The organism is Streptomyces sp. NPDC096048, assembly GCF_044763415.1.
In the GTDB taxonomy this organism is placed as follows: domain Bacteria; phylum Actinomycetota; class Actinomycetes; order Streptomycetales; family Streptomycetaceae; genus Streptomyces.
The window spans coordinates 459,705-483,829 of sequence record NZ_JBIWGG010000008.1 but is presented as its reverse complement, the minus strand read 5'-3'; the positions used below and the strand labels follow the sequence as shown (position 1 = coordinate 483,829).

Sequence of the window (24,125 nt, the reverse complement as noted above, 5' to 3'; positions counted from 1 at the left end):
CTTGTTCCTTGGACTACTTGACGGCGATCGGGTTGACGGGTGAGCCGACGGCCCCGGTGATGGGCAGGGGCGCGGCGGTGAGCCAGAACGCGTACTCCCCGTCGGCCGCGCAGTCTTCGGCGAGGGCGTCCAGGTCCCACATCTCGCCGATCAGCAGGCCGATGTGGGGGATGGATACCTGGTGCAGCGGCTGGAAGGCGTGCTCGAACTCGTTGGGGCGGACCTCGAAGCCCCAGGTGTCGGTGGCGATCGCGGCGATCTCGGTGCCGTGCAGCCAGCCCGCCGTGGTGAACGACAGCCCGGGCGCGGGCCCGCCGGCGTAGTCGCCCCATCCGTCGCGGCGCACCCGGGCGAGCTGGCCGGTGCGGACGAGGACGATGTCGCCGCGGCCCACCCGCACACCGTGCGCCTCGGCGGTCGCGGCCAGGTGCTCCTCGGTGATCGCGAAGCCGTCCGGTAGTTCCCCGTCGTCGCCGACGGTCCGTCCGACGTCGAGGAGCACCCCGCGTCCGGCGACGTGCGGAGCCATGTGCTCGATGCCGGTGACCTGGTCGCCGTCGGAGGTGACGACCTGCTCGGCCGGGCGTCCGTTCCAGGCCTTGCCGTGGTCGAAGATGTGCCCGAGACCGTCCCACTGGGTGGAGCACTGCAACGGCATCGCGATGACGTCGTCGGCGCCGCCGATGCCGTGCGGCAGGCCCTGGTTGCCGAGGGCCGCGTCGGTGCCGGTGTCCAGCATGGTGTGCACCGGGTTGGTGCGGCGGCGCCAGCCCTTCTGCGGGCCGTCGATGTCGAACCGCTGCGAGAGGGAGAAGCTGACACCCCGCCGGATCAGTGCGGCACCTTCGCGGCGCTTGGCCTCGTCGAGGAAGTTGAGCGTGCCGAGCACGTCGTCCTCGCCCCAGCGGTTCCAGTTGGAGCATGCCTTGGCGGTCCGGGCGATCGAGCCCTCGGGGTCGGTGCGGTCCAGTGTCATCGGGGCGCCTCCGTCACACAGCGGGTGCGCTGGGCGCCGAGCCCGGTGATGGAGGCGTCCATGACGTCGCCGTCGCGCAGCAGCCGGCCCCAGTGCATGCCGTTGCCGGCGGGGGAGCCGGTGAGCACCAGGTCGCCGGGAAGGAGGCGGGCGGTCTGCGAGGCGTAGGACACCATCCGCGACACGTTGAAGATCATGTCCTTGGTCGACTCGTCCTGCATGGTCTCGCCGTTCAGCTTCAGCGTCAGCCGCAGGTCGCCCGGGTCCGCGATGGACGCGGTGGGCACGATCCAGGGTCCGAGCGGCGTGAAGCCCGGGGCGTTCTTGCTGCGCAGCCAGTCGGTGCCGATCTGCGGCATGTCCCGGCGGAAGACCGTGGCCCGGTCGGTCAGGTCGTTGGCGATCGTGTAGCCCGCGACGTGGTCGAGTGCCTCCTCGACGGACACCCGGTGGGCGGGCCGGCCGATCACCGCGGCCAGCTCCAGTTCCCAGTCGGGTTTCTCGGCCCACGCGGGCAGCGCGACGTCGTCGTACGGGCCGGTGATCGCGCTCGGCAGGCCGATGAACACGTACGGCAGATCGTCGGCCGCCCGCCGGTCCATGATCTCGGCGGCCTCCGCGCGCCGCTCCTCCTCCGGCCGGCCGTCGTCCGGGGCACGGTGTGCGACGTGCAGGTCGATGACGTGCTGTCGGTAGTTGGCGCCGGACTGGAACACCTGGCGCGGTTCGACCGGTGCGTGCACCCGGAAGTCCGCCAGCGGCGCGCGTCGTGGCGCGCTGTCGCCGGCCAGCACCGACAACCGGGGCAGCACCGCCTCCCAGTCGTTCAGGAGGTCCCGCACGCTCAAGTCGGCGTCGTCCAGGGCGTTCCGCAGGTCGATCACCTGGGCGTCGGGGGTGACGAGAGCGGGAAAGGGCGTCTCCTCGGGGGCCGAAAGGGTGGCGAGGGCGAAGGGTCCGGCGAAGAGGGCGGACGCGGCTTCAGGTTTCACAGACATGTCCTCCTGATGGCGATGGCACTAATCTGGACTCGCCACCCGCGATCAGGGAAATAGATTCCGTGGATGACAGCCATCCATGAGCCAAATTCGCGCAGGTCACCGCCGAACAACAAGAAAAGTCGCCGTGAATCTCAGTCGCCTGGACCTCAACCTCGTCGTCGCCCTGCGCGCTCTCCTCGAAGAGCGCAACGTCACCCGCGCCGGACAGCGCGTCGGCCTCAGCCAGCCGGCGATGAGCGCGGCGCTCTCGCGTCTGCGCAGGCACTTCGACGACGACCTGCTGGCGCGTGTGGGCGGTCACTACGAGCTCACCGCCCTCGGACAAGTCCTCCTCGACCGCGCGTCCACCGCCTACGACCTGCTGGAACGGCTCTTCGCCAGCCAGGCGGACTTCGACCCGGCCAAGGAGAGCCGCGAGTTCAAGCTCGTGGCGTCCGACTACGCGGTCGCCGTCTTCGGCGCCGAACTCGCCCGGGTCGTGCACCAGGAGGCCCCCGGCATCCGGCTGCGCTTCGCCCAGACGCCGACCACCGTGGTGGACGCCACGGACACCCTGCTGAGCACCACCGACGGCCTGCTCATGCCGCACGGCGTCATCAGCGACTTCCCCGCCACCGACCTCTACCAGGACCGGTGGGTCTTCCTCGTCGCCGAGGACCACCCGAGCGTCGACGACCGGCTGACCCGGGAAGACCTGGCCCGGCTGCCCTGGGTCACCTACCAGCGCACCTATGACGCCCCGGCCGTCCGCCAGCTCGGCATGCTGGGCATCGAACCCCGCGTCGAGGTCTCCGTGGACAGCTTCCAGATCATGCCGCTGCTGGTCAGCGGAACCCGGCGCATCGCCCTGATCCAGGCCCGCCTCGCACACCTCTTCGCCCCGCTCGCCGCGGTACGCGTGGTGGAGCCGCCCTACGAGGCGGTACCGCTGCGCGAGGCGTTGTGGTGGCACCCGGTCCACACCCACGACGCGGCCCACATCTGGCTGCGCGAGACCGCCGCCCGGGTCGGCAGGCGGATGGCCGACCGGCCCGAGGAGTGACCGGGACCCGCCGCCCGCTCGCGGAGGGCGTCATCCACGGGACGGATGGAATCCATCCGTAACGTGAATGACGGTGGGGGTGGGCGGGGCCGCCCGCGAAGAGGGACAGCCCGGCAAGGCGGATCTCCTGCTCATCCGCACCGACGCCCCGAACGTGTACGCCGACTTCGGCACGCCTCGCCGGCAGCCCGTGCTCGACCCGACCTCCGCGCAACTTCGGGACAGGGCCTTCCCCGAGGGTTCGATGAAGCCCAAGACCGAGGCCGCTGCCCGGTTCGTGGAACGGACCGGTGGCCTGGCCGCGATCGGTGCGCTCGACGCCGCGTACGCCATCGCCCACGGAACATCGGGGACGCTCGTACGACCCGAACTCCCCATCGGATGACAAGCGGCAGGCGGCGAACTGAAAGCCGGATCGCGGGACGGTCGGCTCGTGTCCAAGGACCAGTGGCCCCTGCTGTCACCGCCTGACGGGACCAAGACTCGAAGCAGCCTGAAGGAGGATTTCCATGACCCGCACCATCACCGTCGGACTGGACGGCTCGCCGGCGAGCCTGGCTGCCGCAGACTGGGCCGGGCACGAGGCACAGCTCAGGGACCTGCCTCTGAGGCTCGTGACCGCGTGGGAGTGGCAAGCCCCTGCCTTCGCACCGGCGACCGGACTCGGCGTGCCGGTGCCGCCGAGCGACCTGCAGCGGGCCTCGGCACAGCACCTGCTGGCCCACGCGCGCGCCCGCGTCGGCGAAACCCGCCCCGGGCTGCAGATCGACACGGACGAGATCCCCGGCCTGCCCGTCCCGGCCCTGCTGAAGGCCGCCGAGGAGGCCGAGCTGCTGGTACTGGGCTCCCGAGGACTGAGCAAGGCGGCGGGATACCTGCTCGGCTCCGTCTCCCATGCCGTCCTGGCCTCGTGCGAGCGGCCCGTCATACTCGTCCGTGCTGCCGAGCACGGCGAGGAGGAGGCACCGCCGGAGGCCTCTGCACGCGAGGTCTCCGCCGTCCCCGGCCACCGTGACATCGTCCTGGGCCTGGATCTGCACAAGCCCAATGACGCGGTGGTCGACTTCGCGTTCGACGCGGCTTCACGGCGTGCCGCACGCCTACGGATCATTCACGGCTGGACGCTGCCGCCCTACCACTACGGCGGCGCGCTCATGCCCGACCTGAACGACGGCATGGTCAAGCAGGTACGGAGCGAACTGTCCAACGTCCTGCGCCCATGGCAGGACAGGTACCCCGCCGTGGAGGTTCACGCGCAGGCCACGATCGGTGGTGCCGGGCGCCACCTGGTCGACGCCTCCTACGACGCCGCCCTCGTGGTGGTGGGCAGGCAGAACCGCCGGGCGGTGGTCGGCGCTCATATCGGTCCGGTGACCCAGGCGCTGCTGCATCATGCCGTTGCTCCCGTGGCGGTGATCTCGCACGACTGACCGAGAAGGACGCCCAGGACAGCGAGCGCGTCGAGGGAGGTTTCCCCCTGTCCGATCCTCAGCCAGCCTGTACGCGATGGGTGAGACACCGCCGTGTACAGGCGGGCTGTTCCCTCTCCGGTGATGGCCCTGCACGAACCCACTCGCGTCTCGGCGACCTGCTGGAGTACGTCATGCACGAGACCGCCGACCGACGTGACTTCCGCGTCGTCGGCCCCGACGAGACCGCCTCCAACCGCCTCCAGGCCGTCTACGGCGCCAGCGGCAAGGCATGGCAGGCCCGCACCCTTGACGTGGACGAGCACCTGGACCGGCACGGCCGGGTGATGGAGATTCTCTCCGAACACACCTGCCAGGGCTTGGGCCGGCACCGAGGACGGCAGCCGCGAACCCGACGTCGTGCTCGCTGCGCGGGCGACGTCCCGACCCAGGAGGTACTGGCCGCCGCACAGCTGCTGAGGCACCACCTGCCGGAGCTGGCCGTCCGGGTCGTGAACGTCGTCGACATCGCCCGGCTGCTGCCGAGCGAGGAACATCCCCACGGCATGAGCGACTTCGAGTACGACGGCCTGTTCACCCCGGACAAGCCGGTCCTCTTCGCCTACCACGGCTACCCCTGGCTGATCCACCGGCTCGCCTACCGCCGCACCGGCCACCGGCACCTGCACGTGCGCGGTTACAAGGAAACGGGCACGACCACCACACCGTTCGACATGGTGGTCCGCAACGACCTGGACCGCTACCGGCTGGTCATGGACGTCATCGACCGTGTCCCCGGCCTCGCGGTGCGCGCGGCGGCCGTGCGCCAGGGGATGGAGGACGCCCGGCTGCGCCACCACGCGTACATCCGCGAGCACGGTGTCGACCTTCCCGAGGTAGCCGACTGGACGTGGGACGGCTGACAGGAACCCCGAGGGGCCCGGACCGCGGACGTCGGATCCGCTGTCCGGGCCCTGCTGCGTCCGCTCCCTGGGCGAGTGGGTGGCGCCCGCGGAGAACTGCCCGCCCGTCAGCGAGACCGGCTGAAGCCCCCGCTTGGGCGGTCGGCGAAGGCGGGCACGACGCGTCGGTACCCGCGGGGCCGGCCACCCAGGGCGTCCGTCAGCGACCTGTAGACATCGAAGGTGTGCGCCAGCCCGGTGCGGCGCACGATGTCGCGTAAGCGGTCGCTGCCCAAGACGAGACGCAGCCTGCCGTGCCGCTCGCGGATCCGCGCGCGTGCCCTGCACAGCACTCCCAGCGCGGCGCAGTCCAGGAAGGGCACAGGACGGAGGTCCACGACCAGATCGGGGTGTGGGCATGCGGTGAGGGCGTCCAGCCGGGCCGTGACGATCGGTGTCACGGCGATGTCGAGGTCTCCGCGCAGTTCCAGGACGGTCGTGTCGCCGACGGTGTACTCGGAGCGGATCGGGCCGGTGCGGGGGTGCTCGTGCGTCATAGGGACAGCCAAGACCAGGTGCTCGTCGGGCAGTAGGGTCCGATGGCCCATGCGCGGGGGCCCGTGCGACCCCTCGGGACGTCAGCCCCGCCGGGCATGGCGAAGCCGCCGCGCGGAAGCTGTCAGGCTCCCGTTCGGCGGCCTCCGGTACCGCCTGTTCAGCCGTGGTATGCCGTGCGCATGAGCTCCTGCATGTCGTCGAGCATCGGCATGCGCGGGTTGGCCGGCGCGCACTGGTCCTCGTAGGCGTTGAGGGCCTGCTGGGGCAGGGCGTCGAGGAAGGCGCGCTCGTCGACGCCGAGGGCCTGGAACGTCGGCTCTGTGCCGACGGCGTCGCGGAGCCGCTCGACGGCCGCGGCGAGTGACTCCACGCCCTCGGCCGGAGTGGCCGCGGGCAGCCCGAGGGTGCGGGCGATGTCCTGGAAGCGTTCGGGGGCACGGTAGTTCTCGTACTTGGGCCAGCCGGTCAGCTTCGTCGGGACGCTGCCGTTGTAGCGGATGACATGCGGCAGCAGGACCGCGTTGGTGCGCCCGTGCGCGATGTGGAACGTGGCGCCGAGGGTGTGCGACATGGCATGGACGATGCCGAGGAAGGCGTTGCCGAAGGCCATGCCCGCGATGGTGCCGGCGTTGTGCATCTTCTCCCGGGCCTGCGCAGCGTCCGCGCGGTTGCTCACGGCCGCCTCGAGATGGCCGAAGACCAGGCGGATGGCGTGCAGGGCGAGGCCGTCGGTGAAGTCGTTGGCGTAGACGGACACGTACGCCTCGATGGCGTGGGTGAGGGCGTCGAAGCCGCTGTCGGCGGCGAGCGCCGGGGGCAGGGCGGTGGTGAGGAGGGGGTCGATGATCGCGACGCTGGGGGTGAGGGCGTAGTCGGCGAGCGGATACTTCTTGCCGGTAGCGGGGTCGGAGATGACGGCGAACGGGGTGACCTCGGCGCCGGTGCCGGAGGTGGTGGGCACGCAGACGAGGCGGGCCTGCTTGCCGAGGGTGGGGAAGCGGAAGGCGCGCTTGCGGATGTCGGAGAACTTCTGCCGCATGTCCGCGAAGTCGATGCCGGGCTGCTCGTACAGCAGCCACATGACCTTGGCGGCGTCCATGGGGGAGCCGCCGCCGAGCGCGATGATCGTGTCGGGGCGGAAGTCCCGCATGAGGTCGGCGCCGTGCTGGACGGAGTCGATGCTGGGTTCGGGCTGGACGTTGTCGATGACCTGGAGGGTGACCGGTTCCCGACGCCGTTGCAGGACGCGGCTGATCCGGTCGACGAATCCGAGGCGGGTCATGGTGGCGTCGGTGACGATGGTGACGCGGTGGACGTCCGGCATGGAGGTCAGGTAGCGGACGGCCTGCGGTTCGAAGTAGATCTTCGGCGGGACCTTGAACCATTGGAGGTTGTTGCGACGGGTGGAGACCCGCTTGACGTTGAGGAGCTGGGCGGCGGAGACGTTGTTGGACACCGAGGTGCTGCCCCAGGAGCCGCACCCCAGCGTGAGCGAGGGCAGCAGACCGTTGTAGATGCCGCCGATCGCGCCCTGCGAGGACGGCGAGTTGACGATGATCCGTACGGTCTTCATCCGCATGCCGTACGCCTCCGCCACGGCAGGCTCCTCGGTGTGGACGACGGCGCTGTGACCCTGGCCGTGGAAGGCGACCATGTCGGCGGCGAGGTCGAACCCGCGGCGCTCGTCCTCGGCGCGCAGTACGGCGAGGACCGGGCAGAGCTTCTCACGGGTCAGCGGCTCGTCCGGGCCGACCCGTTCGGCCTCGACCAGGATGACCGAGGTGTCTGCCGGCACCGAGAATCCGGCCCGCTCGGCGATCCACGCCGGGCTCTGCCCGACGGCGGCCGCGTTGACCTCGGGTTCGCAGCCGGCGCCCGAACCGCCGGTGGCGGGAAAGAGGAAGGTTTCCAGCTTCGTCTTCTCCTCCGGGGTGGCCAGATGGGCGTGCAGGGAGCGGAACTCGGTGATCGCGGCGTCGTAGATCTCCGTGTCCAGGATGACGGCCTGCTCGGAGGCGCAGATCATCCCGTTGTCGAACGACTTGGACAGCACCAGGTCGTTGACTGCCCGGCGCAGCTTGGCGCTGCGGTGGACGTAGGCCGGGACGTTGCCGGCACCGACCCCGAGGGCCGGCTTGCCGGCCGAGTAGGCGGCCTTGACCATGGCGTTGCCGCCGGTGGCGAGGATCAGCGAGACGCCCGGGTGCTGCATGAGCGTGCGGGTGGCCTCGACGGACGGGGCCTCGATCCACTGCACGCAGTGCTCCGGCGCTCCGGCGGCAATGGCCGCGTCCCGCACGACGCGGGCCGCTTCGGAGCTGCACCGCTGGGCGGACGGGTGGAACGCGAAGATCACCGGGTTGCGGGTCTTCAGCGCTATCAGCGCCTTGAAGACCGTGGTCGAGGTCGGGTTGGTGACGGGGGTGACCGCGGCCACCACGCCCACCGGTTCGGCGATCTCCACCATCTCCTCGATGTCGTCCCGGCCGATGACCCCGACGGTCTTCGTGTGGCCCATGCTGTGCGTGACGTGCTCGCACGCGAACATGTTCTTGGCGGCCTTGTCCTCGAAGACCCCGCGCCCCGTCTCCTCGACCGCCAGGCGGGCCAGGGCGGTGTGCTGGTCCAGGGCGGCGACCGACGCCTTCTTGACGATGTGGTCGACCTGTTCCTGGGAGAGGGACTCGTAGTCGGCGAGGGCCTTGAGGTCGGCCGTGACCAGACGGTCCACGGCGACCGCCGTGTCGGACGGGGCGTCGATCCCGACGCGGTCCTTGGTCCGCACGTCCTGTCGGGTCATGGTGGTGTGCCTCCGTTGTCAGGGACCGCCGTGCTCATGCGGCGGCTCGGGACGGGAGGGACGCCGCGGGGGACCGGCGCCCCTCCCTGGCTCCACTCTCCGACGGATCCCGGTGCCCTGGCAGGCGCCGAAGGGCCCCTCTCGCGTCCGTCCGGCCCGGCTGGGCAGGGACCGTCGGCCCCGGCACCGCCGGCCCGCCCGGCCCGCCGCACGTCGGCGCCGGCCGCTGAGGTCACGGGCTCCCGGTCCGGTGGGACGGGGTGGGCGACTCGCGGTCGTCGATGCGGAAGCCCAGGCCGTTCACCACGCCGACCACGCCGTCGAGCCGCCAGACGGCGTGCACGAGTTCCGGCACCTGGCTACGCGCTGCCACCCGGCCGTCGAGGGTGACGACGCCGTCGCGGACAGCGACGCGGACCGCGTCGGACGGCATCCCCATCGCGGTCACGACGATCTCCTCGGCCACCTGGCGGCGGATGTCGTCGTCCGCGCGCAGGAAGACCCGTAGCAGGTCACGGCGGGTGGCGATGCCGATGAGGCGGTCGGCCTCGTCGACCACGGGCAGTCGCTCGACGCCGCGGCGCTCCATGAGCCGGGCGGCGTCCGGCACGGTCTGCTCGGGGTGCACGGTGATGGCGGGGCTCGACATCACGTCGCCCGCCGTCACGGACGGCGGTGGAGCGGGGCCGTCCCGGTGCGCCTGGTTGCGGACGAGGTCACTGCCGGACAGGACGCCGAGGACCTTGTCGTCGGCGTCGACCACCGGCAGTCCGCTGATCCGGTGGTGGTCGAGCAACCGGACGACCTCCTTGAAGGGTGTCGTCCGGCGGGCGTGGACGACGTCCCTGGTCATTACCTCGCCGACGATGTGAGCGGTCACGGCGGATCTCCTTCACGCGCGCGGGCGGGGGAGGGCCGGAGCCCGGTTCGGCTCCGGCTCCCCGCCAGGTCGGGCGGGCGCCGTGTGGCGCCTACTTCTGCGGGCCGCCGCGCCATGGGGGCGGGGCGGCCGTCCGGCGGGTGGTGTCGCTTCGGTGGGCGACGCGTTCGGTGGCGGAGCGCAGCCGGTCGTGGAGCCGGTCGGCGAGTTCGCGGGCGCTCGCCTCGCGCGCGTGGACGACGACGAGGTCGCTGCCGACCCGGATGTCGGTGCGGCCGGACCAGGGCAGTTCCACGTGGTGGGCCGATGCCCGCCGTACGCGCACCTCACCGTTCACGGGCGGCAGGCCGGGCCGGTCCAGAGCGGCGGCGACCTTCTCGTGGAGGTAGGCGAGAGATTCCTCGTCCACCTCGCCGTCGGCGCGGACCAGCACGGTGGCGGCGGTCTCACGGGCACCGATGTCCTTGGCGGTCATGTGTTCCACTCCCTGTGATCGTTCTGTCGCCTCAAGCCTGCTGCGCCGGTCGCTCCCGTCCCAGGGGCGACCGGCCCTGGAGGGCGGAGCGGCGGTCCCCGACATGAGGCCGAGCGGCCCCGCCCCGCGGTTCACCTGCTGTCGCTCCCCTCGGTCTCCGCCAGCGCCGCCCGCCCCGCCTCCAGTCGCGCCACCGGCACCCGGAACGGCGAGCAGGAGACGTAGTCCAGTCCGGCGGTGTGGAAGAAGTGCACCGAGTCGGGGTCGCCGCCGTGCTCACCGCACACCCCGATCTTGAGGTCCGGGCGAGTGGCGCGGCCCTCGGCGACCGCGATGCCCACCAGCCGGCCGACCCCTTCGCGGTCGAGCGCCTCGAAAGGAGAGGTGGAGAAGACGCCCTTGTCCAGGTAGGCGGAGAAGAACTCCGCCTCTACGTCGTCGCGGGAGAAGCCCCAGGTCGTCTGAGTCAGGTCGTTGGTGCCGAAGGAGAAGAACTCGGCTTCCTCGGCGATCCGGCCCGCCGTCAGGGCGGCCCTGGGCAACTCGATCATGGTGCCGACCGGGCAGTCGAGGACGACTCCGGCCGCCCGTGAGGTCTCGGCCAGCACCCGCTGGACCTCCGCGCGCACGAGGTGTAGTTCACGGACGTCACCGACGAGCGGGACCATGATCTCCGCCTGGGGTGCGCCACCGGCCAACATGCGCTCGGTCACGGCCTCACCGATCGCCCGGACCTGCATGGCGACCAGGCCGGGCACGACCAGGCCCAGGCGTACGCCGCGCAGCCCGAGCATCGGGTTCTCCTCGTGCATGCGGTTCACCGCGCCGAGCAGTTCGACGTCGTGCGTGTCCGGCTCCTCGCCACGGGCCTGAGCGGTGGCGATCCGCACCGCCAGTTCGGTGTGGTCGGGCAGGAATTCGTGCAGTGGCGGGTCCAGCAGCCGGATGGTGACAGGCAGACCGTCCATGGCCTCCAGGATGCCGACGAAGTCCCGCCGCTGCAGCGGCAGGAGGTCGGCCAGGGCCCGGTCGCGCTCGGCGTCCGTGCCGGCCAGGATCATCTGCTCGACCAGCTTGCGGCGGTCACCGAGGAACATGTGCTCGGTGCGGCACAGGCCGATGCCCTGCGCTCCGAACCGCCGGGCCCGGACGGCGTCCTCCGGGGTGTCGGCGTTGGCCCGCACCTCCAGCCGGCGCACGGTGTCGGCGCGGGCCAGCGCCCGGGCCACCGCGTCGACCACGTCCACGCCCTGCGAGCCACCGCCGCCCCGGCCGTCCTCCAGATACCGGATCACCGCCGAGTCCACCAGCGGCACCGAACCGGCGTACACCGCTCCGGCGGAGCCGTCCACCGAGACGACGGTGCCCTCCTCGACCACGGTGCCGTCCGCGGCGGTGAAGCGCCGGGCCTCGGTGTCCACGGTGAGCTCCTCGGCGCCGCACACGCAGACCTTGCCCATGCCGCGGGCGACGACGGCCGCGTGGCTGGTCTTGCCACCCCGGCTGGTGAGGACCGCCTGAGCGGCGATCATGCCGGGCAGGTCGTCCGGGGTGGTCTCCTGACGGACCAGGACCACCTTCTCGCCGGCCGCGGCGCGGCGCACCGCCTGGGCGGAGTCGAAGACCACGGTCCCGACCGCCGCGCCGGGAGAGGCCGGGACGCCGTGGGCGAGTGCGGTGCCGGTGGCGGAGGCGTCGAAGCGCGGGAACATCAGCCGGGCCAGGCCCTCGCCACTCACCCGGGCCAGCGCCTCGTCCGGGGTGATGAGCCCTTCGTCGGCCAGCTCGGCGGCGAGAACGAAGGCGGCCTCGGCGGTGCGCTTGCCGACGCGGGTCTGGAGCATCCACAGGGTGCCGCGTTCGATCGTGAACTCGATGTCGCACAGATCCCGGTAGTGGCGTTCCAGGGTGCGCATGTGCGTGCGCAGCCCGTCATAGGACGCGGCGTCCAGGCGCTTCAGCTCGGCCAGCGGCACGGTGTTGCGGATGCCGGCGACGACGTCCTCGCCCTGCGCGTCGGGCAGATAGTCGCCGTACAGGCCGGAGCGGCCGGTGGCCGGGTCGCGGGTGAAGGCGACGCCGCTGCCGGAGTCGGCCCCGAGGTTGCCGAATACCATGCGCTGGACGTTGACGGCGGTGCCCAGGTCGTCGGCGATGTGCTCGCGGCGCCGGTACAGGCGGGCGCGCTCGCCGTTCCAGGACTCGAAGACGGCCAGGATCGCCCGGCGCAGCTGCTCGGAGGGGGACTGGGGGAAGTGGTCGCCTGTCTCCAGGTGGATCAGGTTCTTGTACGTCTCGACCAGCTCGGCCAGGTCGGATGCCGTCAGGTGCACGTCGTCCTGGACGCCGCGCAGGTCCTTGAGGAGGGCGAGGGACCGCTCGAAGCGGGAGGAGTCGACGCCCATGACCGTGCTGCCGAACATCTGGACGAGGCGGCGGTAGGAGTCCCAGGCGAAGCGTTCGTTGCCGGAGACCTTGGCCAGCCCCAGGACGGAGTCGTCGTTGAGGCCGATGTCGAGGATCGTCTCCATCATGCCGGGCATGGAGAACTTCGCGCCGGAGCGGACGGACAGCAGCAGCGGGTCGTCCGGTTGCCCCAGGGAACGGCCGGCGGAGGCTTCGAGGGCGGACAGGCGTGCGGAGACCTCCTCCCACAGGCCCGCGGGTTCGCTGCCGGTCTCCAGGAAGGCGCGGCACGCCTCGGTGGTGAGGGTGAAGCCCGGCGGTACGGGGAGCCCGAGCCGGGTCATCTCCGCCAGGTTCGATCCCTTGCCGCCGAGGAGATCGGCCAGGCCACGGCCGCCCTCGGTGAAGTCGTACACGTAACGGACCATGACGCTGCGCTCCTCAAGCGTTGGGGCGTGATGATTCCAGCGTCGGACGGAGGTGGGCCCGGCGCGAGGTGCCGGCCGTCCCGCGTGAGGGACCGGTCGGCCCCCGACGAGCGCTTGCCGTTCCGCAGGGACCATCGGCTCCCTGCCGGGGCTGTACGGCCCGTGGACCACCGGCGCGGCCGGGCCGAGGCTGGAAGCCATCGGAATTCGACGACCGGGAGGGGACAGTCATGCCGCACGACATCGTGGTGGGGATCGACGGATCGACCGAGGGACTCGCCGCCGCGCACTGGGCGGCCCAGGAGGCTCAGCGGCGAGGAACCGGACTCGCCGTGGTCCACGTCTGGCACCGCCACCCTCACCCCGCGCCGTACGTCCCCATGGACAGCACCGAGCGCGACTGGGCCGAGCAGCTTCTGGGCGAGGCCGTACGCAGTGTCCGGGCCGCCCACCCAGGGCTGAGGATCACCGGCCGACTCGTGTGCGACTCCACGGTGGCCGGCCTGCTCAAGGCCGCGGCCGACACCGGCCTGCTGGTCCTCGGATCCCGTGGCCTCGGGCCTCTGGGCGGCTTTCTCACAGGCTCCGTGTCCCAGCGCGTCGTCGGCCGGTCCCCCCGCCCGGTCGTCCTGGTCCGCGCGGGACGGTCCGTCGCCGACGAGCACCTGCCGGCCACCGACGGCGTCGCCCCGGAGGAGATCCCGGAGACGCCCTACCGCCAGGTGGTCCTGGGGCTGCAGACGGATCGTCCCTGCGACGAACTGATCGAGTTCGCCTTCGACGCCGCCCGTCGGCGTGGCACCGGCCTGTCAGTGGTCCACGCTTTCCGGACCGCCTTCCGGCCCGCCCCCGTTCCGTCCGTGCCTCTGGTGTCCGCGGCCCCCGGGGGCCCGGCACCCGTTCCCCGGCCGCAGGCTCAGACGCTGGCGGACCAGGAGCGCACCGTGGCGGCGGTGCTGCGTCCCTGGCGGGAGAAGTACCCGACCGTCCCGGTGACCGAGATGGTCACCGAGGGGCGCGCCGCGGTGGTTCTGGTGCGGGCCGCTCAGGACGCGGGCCTCCTGGTGGTGGGCCGCCGCGGGCTCGATCACCAGGTCGGTGGCTTCACGGGGCCGGTCACGCACGCCGTCCTGCACCACGTCGGATGTCCCGTCGCCGTGGTTCCGCACGACTGACACCACGGCTGCCGGTCGGGGCCGAGGGTCCCGGCCGGTCGGGGCCGCACGGGACCACCCGGTGCCCCGTCCGGCACTGCTCGCCGCGCACCCGTACGACGAGCATCGACAGTGACAAGACCGTACGACGAGAGGACCTGTGATGACCGCGACGGTGACAGCCGGCCCCCGGACCGCCGACGCCTGGCGGCGGTTCGCCGGAAGCGGGTGGCGTGAGCGCATCGACGTGCGCGACTTCATCCAGGCCAACTACACGCCCTACGAGGGCGACTGCTCCTTCCTGGCCGGCCCCACGGACCGCACCCGCGCGGTCTGGGAGAAGGTCAGCGTGCTGTTCCCGGAGGAGCGGCGCAGGGGCGTGCTCGACGTGGACGCCGCCACACCCTCCACCATCACCTCACACGCCCCCGGCTACATCGACCGCGACCGCGAGCTGATCGTCGGCCTGCAGACGGACGCCCCGCTGAAGCGGGCGATCATGCCCAACGGCGGTCTGCGCATGGTGGAGAACGGGCTGAAGGCGTACGGCTACGAGCCCGACCCGTTCGTCACGAAGGTGTTCGACACCTACCGCAAGACCCACAACGCGGGTGTGTTCGACGCCTACACCCCCGCCATGCGCGCCGCCCGCAAGGTCGGCATCATCACCGGCCTGCCCGACGCCTACGGCCGCGGCCGGATCATCGGCGACTACCGCCGCGTCGCCCTGTACGGCACCGACCGCCTCACCGAGGCCAAGCGTGCCGAGCGAGCCCTGCTGGACGCCCGGCCGTCCACCGCCGACGTCGTCCGCGACCGCGAGGAACTCGCCGAGCAGATCCGGGCACTGGGCGAGCTGGCCGAGATGGCCGCGACCTACGGCTGCGACGTCACCCGACCCGCGGCCACCGCGCACGAGGCCGTCCAGTGGCTCTACCTCGGCTTCCTCGCCGCGGTGAAGGAGCAGAACGGCGCGGCCATGTCGCTCGGCCGTACCTCCACCTTCCTGGACGTCTACCTCCAGCGCGACCTCGACGAAGGGCTCCTCGACGAGGGGCGTGCGCAGGAGCTGATCGACGACTTCGTCATCAAGCTGCGCATCGTGCGCTTCTTGCGCACCCCCGAGTACGACGCCCTGTTCTCCGGCGATCCGACCTGGGTGACGGAGTCCATCGGCGGCATCGGCGCAGACGGCCGCCCACTGGTCACCCGCACCTCCTTCCGCTTCCTGCAGACCCTCTACAACCTCGGCCCCGCACCGGAACCGAACCTGACCGTCCTGTGGTCGCCCCGCCTGCCGGCCGGCTTCAAGGAGTTCTGCGCCCAGGTGTCCATCGACACCAGCGCCGTCCAGTACGAGTCCGACGACCTGATGCGCCCGCGCACCGGCGACGACACCGCCATCGCCTGCTGCGTCTCCGCGATGGCGGTGGGCAGGCAGATGCAGTTCTTCGGCGCCCGCGTCAACCTCGCCAAGGCACTGCTGTACGCCGTCAACGGCGGCCGGGACGAGATGACCGGCGACCAGATCACCCCGCAGATGCCGCCGCTGACCGGCGAGTACCTGGACTACGGCCAACTGTCGGCCGCCTACGACCGCGTCCTGGACTGGCTGGCCCGGACCTATGTCGACGCACTCAACGTCATCCACTACATGCACGACAAGTACGCCTACGAGCGCATCGAGATGGCCCTGCACGACCACCCGGTGCACCGGTTCATGGCGTGCGGCATCGCCGGCCTGTCCGTCGCCGTGGACAGCCTCTCCGCCGTCGAGCACGCCCGTGTGAAGGTCATCCGCGACGCGACCGGACTGGCCGTGGACTTCCACACCGAGGGCGACTTCCCGGTGTACGGCAACAACGACGACCGCGCCGACGCGATCGCCGTCGGCCTGGTGGAGTCGTTCATGGCGAAGGTGCGCGAGCACCCCACCTACCGCGACGCCGAGCACACCCAGTCCGTGCTCACCATCACCTCCAACGTCGTCTACGGCAAGCACACCGGCAACACCCCCGACGGCCGCCGCGCCGGCCAGCCCTTCGCTCCTGGCGCCAACCCGATGAACGGCCGAGACCAGCACGGCGTGGCCGCCTCCGCCCTGTCGGTGGCCAAGCTGCCCTACGAGGCGGCACGCGACGGCATCTCCCTGACCACCACGATCACCCCGGAAGGGCTGGGCCACGTCCCCGAGGAGCGGGCCGGTCACCTGGTCGGCATCCTCGACGCCTACATGTCCGCGGGCGGCTTCCACATGAACGTCAACGTGCTGGACCGCGCCGTGCTGGAGGACGCGATGGAACACCCGGAGAAGTACCCCGAGCTGACGATCAGGGTCTCCGGCTACGCCGTGAACTTCGTCCGCCTGACGCGCGAGCAGCAGCTCGACGTGATCAGCCGCACCTTCCACGGATCGCTGTGAGCACGATGCTTCCGACCGTGGCACCGGGATCGGTCGCCGGACGGATCCACTCCTGGGACCTGTCCACCGGCGTGGACGGTCCCGGGACCCGGTTCGTCCTGTTCACCAGCGGCTGCCCCCTGCGCTGCCTCTACTGCGCCAACCCCGACACCTGGCACATGCGGGACGGTCGGGAGGCCACCGTCGACGAGGTGATGGCGGAGATCGACAAGTACCGGGACTTCCTCGTCACGGCCGGCGGGGGAGTGACCCTCACCGGCGGCGAACCTCTGCTCCAGCCGGCCTTCACCGCGGCGGTCCTGCGCCGCTGCAAGGAGGCCGGCCTGCACACCGCCCTCGACACCTCCGGCTTCCTCGGCGCCCGCGCCACGGACACGCTCCTGACCGACACCGACCTGGTGCTGCTGGACATCAAGTCCTTCGACGTCCCGACGTACCGGAAGCTGACCGGCGGCGCCCTCGCCCCCACCCTGGACTTCGCCACCCGCCTCGACGGGTTGGGCAAGCGCGTGTGGATCAGGTACGTCCTGGTGCCCGGCTGGACCGACGACGAGGAGGCCGTCGACGGACTCGCCGGATTCCTCTCCGGCCTCGCCTGCGTGGAGCGGGTGGACATCCTGCCGTTCCACAAGCTCGGCGCCGCCAAGTACGACGCCCTGGGCATCCCCTTTCCCCTGCGTGACACCCCGGTCCCGGACAGGACGCTGGTGGACCGGGTACGGGGCCAGTTCCGTGAGCGCGGCCTCATGGCCCACTGACGCAGGCGAAATCGGGGCCGACCGGCCCTGGACCTCGGCCATCCTGGGAAGAAAGGATTCCGACACATACCGAGGCATGGCGAGGAGCATTCGATGGCGCACAGCGAGCAGGGCGACAGCACGGGAAGCCCGATCAGGGTCTTCCTCCTGGACGACCACGAAGTGGTACGACGCGGGGTGCACGACCTGCTGGACGACGAACCGGACATCACCGTGGTCGGAGAAGCCGCGACGGTGGAACAGGCGCTGGTCCGGGTCCCCGCCCTGCGCCCCGACGTGGCCGTCCTCGACGTGCGCCTGCCCGACGGAGACGGCGTGACCGTCTGCCGCGAGCTGCGGTCGCAGATGCCGGACCTCGCCTGCCTGATGCTGACCTCCTTCGACGACGAGGAGGCGCTGCTGGACTCGATCATGGCGGGGGCGGCCGGATACGTCCTCAAGCAGATCCAGGGCTCGGACCTGGTCTCGGCCGTGCGCACGGTGGCCCGCGGCCAGTCGCTGCTGGACGCCAGCGCCACGACCAAGCTGATGGCACGGCTGCGGGGCGGCGGGCAGCAGCCGGCCGAGGAGCCGGAGATCCTGCCGGGGCTCACCGACCGGGAACGCCAGATCCTCGAACTGATCGGCGAAGGGCTCACCAACCGGCAGATCGGCCAGCGGCTCTACCTGGCCGAGAAGACGGTCAAGAACCACATCTCCCGCCTGCTCGCCAAGCTCGGCGTGGAACGCCGTATCCAGGCCGCCGTCATCGCCACCCAGGCACGCGACCGGATGCGCGCCGAAGGCCAGTAGCGGGACGGACCCGCCGGTCGGCCCCGCACCCTGTCCGCCGTCGGGGCCGAAGGTCCCCACCATCCACGCCCCCCGGCCCATACCCGCACGGACTCCCGGGCGGCAGCCTGAGAGCGGTCCCGGAACACCGCCGGGCATCGCCGCACCAAGGGGAGGACGGAAGACATGACCGTGCGAGTGGGTATCAACGGCTTCGGCCGGATCGGCCGGAACTACCTGCGTTGCGTCCTGGAACGCACCGACGCCGCGGCATCGCCGCTGGAGGTGGTGGCGATCAACGACGTCACCTCCCCGGCGGCGCTCGCGCACCTGCTGACGTACGACTCGACGTACGGCCGGCTGAACCGCCCCGTCGAGCACGACGAGACCTCGCTGACCGTGGACGGACACCGCATCGCGGTGACCGCCGAGCGCGACCCGGCCGCGCTGGACTGGGGCGGCCTCGGCGTGGACGTGGTGATCGAGTCCACCGGCCGCTTCCGCACCCGCGACCAGGCCGGCCCGCACCTGGCGGCCGGCGCGCGCAAGGTACTCCTGTCCGTGCCCGGCAAGGACGTCGACGCCACGATCGTCATGGGCGTCAACGAAGGCACGTACGACCCGGAGAACCACCACGTGATCTCCAACGCCTCGTGCACCACCAACTGCGTGGCCCCCATGGTCAAGGTCCTCGACGAGCACTTCGGCGTCGTCAAGGGACTGATGACCACGATCCACGGCTACACCAACGACCAGGTGGTCCTGGACGGACCCCACAAGGACCTGCGCCGGGGCCGCTCGGCGGCGGTCAACATCATCCCCACCACCACCGGCGCCGCCCGCGCCGTCGGCCTGGTCCTGCCCGAGCTGGCGGGCACGCTGGACGGCAGCGCCGTGCGCGTTCCGGTCGAGGACGGCTCGCTGACCGACCTGACCGTGGTCCTCGGCCGGGAAGCGAGCGCCGAGGAGATCAACGCCGCCTACCGCGAGGCCGCCGAGGGACCGCTGAAGGACGTCCTACGGGTGTCCGACGCCCCGATCGTCTCCCGCGACGTGGTCGGCGATCCCGCCTCCTGCGTCCTGGACGCCCCCCTCACCCAGACCCACGGAGACCTGGTCAAGGTCTTCGGCTGGTACGACAACGAGTGGGGCTACACGAACCGCCTGCTCGACCTCACCTCGTACGTCGCGGCCCGGCTGCCCCGGATCTGACGGTTCCGGCCAGTCGGCCCCGCGGCCGCGGTTGATTCCTTATCGTCTCCCTGTTCGAGCCGCTACCGTGGCAGGTGCACGGTACGGCTGCCGACATGCGGTAAGGCGTTGGAGGAGCAGCGGTGGAGAACGCCGAGGAGGCCCACGAGGCACGGGTACGGCTGCCCCAGCTGCGGCTGGACGAGCTGCTGGAGGAGCTGCAGGCCCGGCTGGACGCGGCGCGCGGCACCCGGGACCGGGTCCACAGCCTCCTGGAGGCCGTGCTGTCGGTCGGCCGCGAGCTCGACCTGGAGCAGGCGCTGCGCAGCATCGTCGAGGCCGCGGCGGCCCTGGTCGACGCGGAGTACGCGGCGCTCGGGGTGATCGGTCCGGACGGCAAGCGGCTCTCCGCCTTCCACACCGTGGGCGTCGACGCGGAGCAGATCGCGCGCATCGGCCCCTATCCGGAGGGCCACGGCATCCTGGGTGAGCTGATCCGCCACCCCGAGCCGCTGCGTCTGACCAAACTCTCCGACCACCCTGCTTCCTACGGGTTCCCGGCCCACCACCCGCCGATGAACACCTTCCTCGGCGTCCCCATCCGGGTGCGTGACCACGTCTTCGGCAATCTGTACCTGACGGAGAAGCGCGGTGGGCAGCAGTTCGACGAGGACGACGAGTCGGTGCTGGCGACGCTGGCCGTGGCGGCCGGCGTCGCGATCGACAACGCCCGGCTCTACGAGGAGTCCCGGCTGCGCGAACGCTGGCTTCAGGTGAACGCGGAGATCACCCACACTCTGATGTCCGGCGCGGACCAGGGCGGGGTGCTGCCGCTGATCGCCGAACGTGCCAGGGAGATCACCGCTTCCGCCCTGAGCGTGGTGGCCATGCCGGTGAGCGGAACCGACAACCTCGCCGTCGAACTCGCCATCGGCCAGGAGGCGGACGTATGGCGCGGGATCGTCATGCCCACGGAGGGCACGCTCATCGGGCAGGCGTTCGTCCAGCGGGCACCGGTCAGCAGCCCGGACGTCTCGTGCGACTCCCGGGTCTCAGCCGGTCCGCCACGCTTCGAAGGGCTCGGGCCGGCCGTCGCCGTGCCGATCGGCACGGGCGAGGAGGCTCGCGGTGTGGTGCTGCTGGTCCGGCAGTCCGGCGGCCGGGAGTTCTCCGAGAAGGAGACCGAGCCGCTCCAGGTCTTCGCCGCCCAGGCCGCTGTCGCGATGGAGCTGGCGGAACGACGCGCGGACGCCGAACAGATCACCCTGCTGGAGGACCGCGACCGGATCGCCCGTGACCTGCACGACCTGGCCATCCAACGGCTGTTCGCCACCGGCATGACCCTGCAGAGCGCCGGTCGCCGCGTCCAGGACTCCATGGCCTCCGAGCGGATCCTGCGGGCGGTGGACGACCTCGACGAGACCATCAAGATCATCAGGTCGACGATCTTCGGCCTGCGCTCCCGCGACGACGACGCGGCGCCCGGCCTGCGCTCCCGCGCGGTGCGCGCGATCGGCGAGGCCGCCCCGCTCCTCGGCTTCGCTCCCAGCGTCCGCATGGAGGGCCTGCTCGACACGCACGTGCCGGCCCAGACCGCCGACCACGTCATGGCCGTCCTCACCGAATCCCTGACCAACGTCGCCCGGCACGCCGGCGCCGACCGCACCGACGTCGTGCTGGAGACGGACGGCAAGCAGGTCCGCCTGACGGTCACGGACAACGGCGTCGGTATTCCGGACGGAGGCCGCCGCAGCGGTCTGACCAACATGGCCGAGCGAGCGCGGAAGCTCGGCGGCGACCTGGAGCTGGAAAGCCCAGGTGGCAAAGGGACGCGGCTGGTGTGGCACGCGCCGCTGGCGCAGTCCCCGGACACGGTGGAGAGCGGCCGGTCCCCCCGGTGACGCACGGTGCCGCCGGGCTGCCGCCGGGCGAGCGGCACCTCGAGACCGCTGCAGAACGGGGACGGCCGCACCGGGACCACCGGCTCACGGAGCGCGGGTCCCCCGGCCCATGACGGCGGACCGCGACCGCGGTCCAATTGAGGTGCCGAGGCGGACGACCGGGGCCGGCCCGGCCCGCCGGCCTGGCTCGGGTCGGCGGAGAAGCCGCGTCGAGCACGCTCGAGGCTCGAGGGCGAGGCACCCGGCCGGGAGACGTCATGAAGATGACCAGCCGCTGCGGTCGTACCATCAACGTCACACGACTCGCGCCCCAGGATCTCCCGGCTTCCATGGGACGCGTCGTCCTGGACACTTCCCGTGCCCCGCACGACGGCCGGGCCCCGTGGCTGTCGCTGACGGCTGAGGAGGCGCGGCGCCTGGCCGGTCTGCTGCTCTTCCAGGCTGCCGCCGTGGAGCCCGCCCCTGACGGGCCGGCCGGACGCGTCGACGTGACGCCTGTCGCCGGCGACGCCTTCGAAGTGCGGGTACGGGGACACGTCCTGACCGTCGACCAGCCACGGACCGACGGTGGCAGGGACACGGCACCCACGCCCGTGGAACTCTTCATCGCGTCCGTGGCGTCCTGCACCGCGCACTACGCGGGCCGGTACCTGGACCGGCATGGCCTCAGCCGGGACGGACTGACCGTCCGGGCGGACTTTCGCATGGCCGACGACCGGCCCGCACGGGTCGCCTGCCTATCGATGACCGTCCACGCCCCGTCCCTGCCCGCCGAGCGGCTGGCCGCGCTGCACGCGGTGGTCTCGCACTGCACGGTGAGCAACACACTGGCCGACGCTCCCGACATGCGGGTGCACGTCCGATGCGAGCCGGAAAGCGCGGAGACACCACAGGCCGTGGAACACGGGCACGTCGACGTGGGGTGACACGCGCGGCAGACGGGCACGGAGTGCTCACGCTGACCGACTTGGAAGAGCACCGCCCGGTCGCGTCGTCGACGGGACCGGGCGGCACGCGTGGTCACACGCCGGCTTCTACCACCTTCTCGACCGGGCGGCGCGGTGACGCGGGACCCTCCGGCCCGTACCCGAGCCGGATCACCATCTGCGTGTACACGCGAGGACCGTCGGCCGGCAGACCGTCGAGGGCCCGGCGCAGATCGGGCCACTCCATGGCCTGGTGAAGAAGCGACGCGCGCACTCCGCGCCGGGTGGCCAGCAGAAGCACGTGTTCCAGGGCCTGGCCGGCCCGCAGCCAGTCCGTCCGCCGGTCGTGTGCCGTGGACAGCAGCGCGAGCGTAGGACGCGTCTCGAAGGAGCGGGCGGGCAGCACCTCCGGGTGCCGGTGGGCCCCGAAGTCCCGCATCGGCATGCGCTCCAGGGCGTCCTGCGGGCCGAGAACCGCTGCCGGGAGCCCCAGCCACGGGGAGTGCGGGCCACTGACCAGCCGACGGCTCTCCGCCGCGCGGTCGTTGTCGGCCCGGTTGCGCCACTCCGCCTCCCGCGTGGCGCGCAACACCCGCTCGGTGTCGTTGTGCCCCGGGAAACGCAGGGTCGCACCCTCCAGATGGGCGGCCTCGGCCAGTTCGGCGAGCAGGTCCGACGGCAGCGGTCGCCCGGAGAAGGGGAAACGACTGCTGTGCCGGCGCCACACCGCCTCGTACAAGTCGGTCGACGGCGCACCACGCACCGCTTCGGCGAGCCGGACCGTGGCGAGCAGAGCGGGAAGGTCCGGGCACGGGAGCAGCCGGGTCACCGGCTCCCAGCCGAAGTGGGCGGCGGCGACACGTAGATTGAGGACCGCGCAGCCCACGGACACATGCACGGCGCGGCCCACCGGGTCGGTGTGGCGCAGCGCCCGGTCAGCGGCGGCGTCGATCCGTACCGTGCGGGTGTCGGTATCGAGCCGGAAGCGCCAGGGCTGGGTGTTGTGCAGGGACGGCGCGGCCACGGCCGCCGCGACCAGCCGCTCCACGGCCGGAGCGTCGAGTGTCGTCGAGCTCATCGGGACTCCTTCCCGCCCACGTCCGGGGGCGGCTGGGCTGGTGGGTGAACCCTTCCCAGCCTTTGCTCCCGCCGGCGCGCGCGTAAGGGGCCGTCCGGTCACCGCCCGGCACCGTTCGGCCTTCTCGTCCCGTGGTGGCCGAAGGTCCCTGTGGATCGGGGCTGTTGGGGCCCTGGGGTGTGGACCTTCGGCGTCGGGTGCGGGGTGGTGGGGTCCGGGAGAGTGAGTGGTGTCCGGAACCAGCCGGATCTTCTCCGAAGGGGTCACTGTCATGGCCGTGCACCAGTCCACGCACCGTAGTTCGGGCTTCCACCTCCCGTCGTTCCGCCGTAACGGCGCGGCTTCCGCACCGGGGGTGGCCGAGTCGGCGGAGGGCGGCGCGCTCACCGCACGGGCGCGTGTCCTCGCGTCGGCCCGGGTGCTGATGGGGTTCGTCTTCCTGTGGGCGTTCCTGGACAAGACGTTCGGGTTCGGTTACGCCACCGCGTCCGGCAAGGGCTGGGCCGACGGCGGTTCGCCGACGGAGGGCTTCCTCGGTCATGTGGCGGTCGGTCCGATGGAGTCGACGTTCCACTCGTGGGCGGGGGCGGCGTGGGCGGACTGGCTGTTCATGCTGGGTCTGCTGGGGATCGGGCTCGCGCTGACCGCGGGGGTGGCGCTGCGTCTGGCGGCTCTCGCGGGGACGGTGATGATGGCGCTCATGTGGGTGGCGGAGTGGCCGCCGGCGAAGCACCTGTCCGACGGGTCGGCGAGCATGTCGACGAACCCGTTCGCCGACTACCACCTGGTGTACGCGGTGGTGCTGATCGTCCTGGCCGTGATGTCGGCGGGTGACGCGCTGGGACTGGGCCGCTGGTGGGCCGGCCTCCCGGTCGTCCGCGACCACGCGTGGCTGCGCTGAATGCGGCTGGTGGGGCGGGACCACCCGAAGACCCGCCCCACCAGTCTGTCGGCAGGGACCGTCGGCCCCACCCCGGGACCACAGGCCCCTGCCCCCCGGGACCGCCCGAGGAGACGCTGAGAACAGAACCAATGACACGGGAGGTG

At 71.6% G+C, this 24,125-nt stretch carries 18 protein-coding genes and 2 pseudogenes; 12 read left to right on the top strand and 8 right to left on the bottom strand.

Translation table 11 applies throughout. The features are described 5' to 3' along the window. Positions 1 to 13: 13 nt before the first annotated feature. Positions 14 to 976, bottom strand: coding sequence for a cyclase family protein (locus ACIQ6R_RS24485; RefSeq protein ID WP_404223389.1), 963 nt, complete (start codon positions 974 to 976; stop codon positions 14 to 16). Further along, the gene (locus tag ACIQ6R_RS24480) at positions 973 to 1,974 is read right to left on the bottom strand and encodes a fumarylacetoacetate hydrolase family protein (protein ID WP_404223387.1); all 1,002 of its coding nucleotides are present in this window, start codon (positions 1,972 to 1,974) and stop codon (positions 973 to 975) included. Before ACIQ6R_RS24480 ends, ACIQ6R_RS24485 begins: the two co-directional genes overlap by 4 nt. A 127-nt stretch (positions 1,975 to 2,101) precedes the next feature. On the opposite strand from ACIQ6R_RS24480, the gene ACIQ6R_RS24475 reads away from it, so the two are divergent. From ACIQ6R_RS24475 to ACIQ6R_RS24460, 4 genes and pseudogenes are all read left to right on the top strand, one after another. Then, positions 2,102 to 3,019, top strand: a complete 918-nt coding sequence (locus ACIQ6R_RS24475) for a LysR family transcriptional regulator (RefSeq protein ID WP_404223385.1) — start codon at positions 2,102 to 2,104, stop codon at positions 3,017 to 3,019. A gap of 115 nt (positions 3,020 to 3,134) precedes the next feature. Beyond that, a pseudogene (locus ACIQ6R_RS24470) lies at positions 3,135 to 3,404 on the top strand (carbamate kinase); the annotation flags it as partial. Between the two features lie 124 nt (positions 3,405 to 3,528). Next, entirely contained in the window at positions 3,529 to 4,449 is a 921-nt protein-coding gene (locus ACIQ6R_RS24465) for a universal stress protein (RefSeq protein WP_404223383.1), read from the top strand. A 108-nt stretch (positions 4,450 to 4,557) separates the two neighbouring features. Beyond that, positions 4,558 to 5,351, top strand: a pseudogene (locus ACIQ6R_RS24460) (hypothetical protein); the annotation flags it as partial. Between the two features lie 107 nt (positions 5,352 to 5,458). Here ACIQ6R_RS24460 and ACIQ6R_RS24455 read toward each other — a convergent pair. The 5 genes from ACIQ6R_RS24455 to ppdK form a co-directional block, all read right to left on the bottom strand. Then, positions 5,459 to 5,887, bottom strand: a complete 429-nt coding sequence (locus tag ACIQ6R_RS24455) for an STAS domain-containing protein (protein WP_404223381.1) — start codon at positions 5,885 to 5,887, stop codon at positions 5,459 to 5,461. Positions 5,888 to 6,045: 158 nt separating this feature from the next. Further along, positions 6,046 to 8,688, bottom strand: a complete 2,643-nt coding sequence (gene adhE / locus ACIQ6R_RS24450; protein ID WP_404223380.1) for a bifunctional acetaldehyde-CoA/alcohol dehydrogenase — start codon at positions 8,686 to 8,688, stop codon at positions 6,046 to 6,048. A gap of 232 nt (positions 8,689 to 8,920) precedes the next feature. Beyond that, the gene (locus ACIQ6R_RS24445) at positions 8,921 to 9,568 is read right to left on the bottom strand and encodes a CBS domain-containing protein (protein WP_404223378.1); all 648 of its coding nucleotides are present in this window, start codon (positions 9,566 to 9,568) and stop codon (positions 8,921 to 8,923) included. 91 nt (positions 9,569 to 9,659) lie between these two features. Then, the gene (locus ACIQ6R_RS24440) at positions 9,660 to 10,043 is read right to left on the bottom strand and encodes a hypothetical protein (protein WP_404223377.1); all 384 of its coding nucleotides are present in this window, start codon (positions 10,041 to 10,043) and stop codon (positions 9,660 to 9,662) included. Positions 10,044 to 10,174: 131 nt separating this feature from the next. Then, complete coding sequence (gene ppdK, locus ACIQ6R_RS24435) at positions 10,175 to 12,877, bottom strand: pyruvate, phosphate dikinase (RefSeq protein ID WP_404223375.1); 2,703 nt, start codon at positions 12,875 to 12,877, stop codon at positions 10,175 to 10,177. Positions 12,878 to 13,107: 230 nt separating this feature from the next. Here ppdK and ACIQ6R_RS24430 point away from each other — a divergent pair, with 230 nt between their 5' ends. From ACIQ6R_RS24430 to ACIQ6R_RS24400, 7 genes are all read left to right on the top strand, one after another. After that, the gene (locus ACIQ6R_RS24430; protein ID WP_404223374.1) at positions 13,108 to 14,052 is read left to right on the top strand and encodes a universal stress protein; all 945 of its coding nucleotides are present in this window, start codon (positions 13,108 to 13,110) and stop codon (positions 14,050 to 14,052) included. Between the two features lie 142 nt (positions 14,053 to 14,194). Next, positions 14,195 to 16,453, top strand: a complete 2,259-nt coding sequence (gene pflB / locus ACIQ6R_RS24425) for a formate C-acetyltransferase (RefSeq protein WP_404223372.1) — start codon at positions 14,195 to 14,197, stop codon at positions 16,451 to 16,453. A gap of 5 nt (positions 16,454 to 16,458) precedes the next feature. After that, on the top strand, positions 16,459 to 17,211 hold the full coding sequence (gene pflA / locus ACIQ6R_RS24420) for a pyruvate formate-lyase-activating protein (RefSeq protein ID WP_404223443.1): 753 nt from the start codon (positions 16,459 to 16,461) through the stop codon (positions 17,209 to 17,211). A gap of 93 nt (positions 17,212 to 17,304) precedes the next feature. Next, a complete protein-coding gene (locus tag ACIQ6R_RS24415) occupies positions 17,305 to 18,003 on the top strand; it encodes a response regulator (RefSeq protein ID WP_404223369.1) in 699 nt (232 codons plus the stop codon). 165 nt (positions 18,004 to 18,168) lie between these two features. Next, positions 18,169 to 19,194: a type I glyceraldehyde-3-phosphate dehydrogenase gene (gene gap / locus ACIQ6R_RS24410; protein WP_404223368.1), complete on the top strand. Its 1,026-nt coding sequence runs from the start codon at positions 18,169 to 18,171 to the stop codon at positions 19,192 to 19,194. Between the two features lie 122 nt (positions 19,195 to 19,316). Beyond that, the gene (locus tag ACIQ6R_RS24405) at positions 19,317 to 21,074 is read left to right on the top strand and encodes a GAF domain-containing protein (protein ID WP_404223366.1); all 1,758 of its coding nucleotides are present in this window, start codon (positions 19,317 to 19,319) and stop codon (positions 21,072 to 21,074) included. A 257-nt stretch (positions 21,075 to 21,331) separates the two neighbouring features. Then, entirely contained in the window at positions 21,332 to 22,000 is a 669-nt protein-coding gene (locus ACIQ6R_RS24400) for an OsmC family protein (RefSeq protein WP_404223364.1), read from the top strand. Between the two features lie 94 nt (positions 22,001 to 22,094). Here ACIQ6R_RS24400 and ACIQ6R_RS24395 read toward each other — a convergent pair whose 3' ends face one another. Further along, the gene (locus tag ACIQ6R_RS24395; RefSeq protein WP_404223362.1) at positions 22,095 to 23,078 is read right to left on the bottom strand and encodes an Acg family FMN-binding oxidoreductase; all 984 of its coding nucleotides are present in this window, start codon (positions 23,076 to 23,078) and stop codon (positions 22,095 to 22,097) included. A 271-nt stretch (positions 23,079 to 23,349) separates the two neighbouring features. On the opposite strand from ACIQ6R_RS24395, the gene ACIQ6R_RS24390 reads away from it, so the two are divergent. Next, entirely contained in the window at positions 23,350 to 23,979 is a 630-nt protein-coding gene (locus ACIQ6R_RS24390) for a hypothetical protein (protein WP_404223441.1), read from the top strand. Positions 23,980 to 24,125 lie beyond the last annotated feature (146 nt).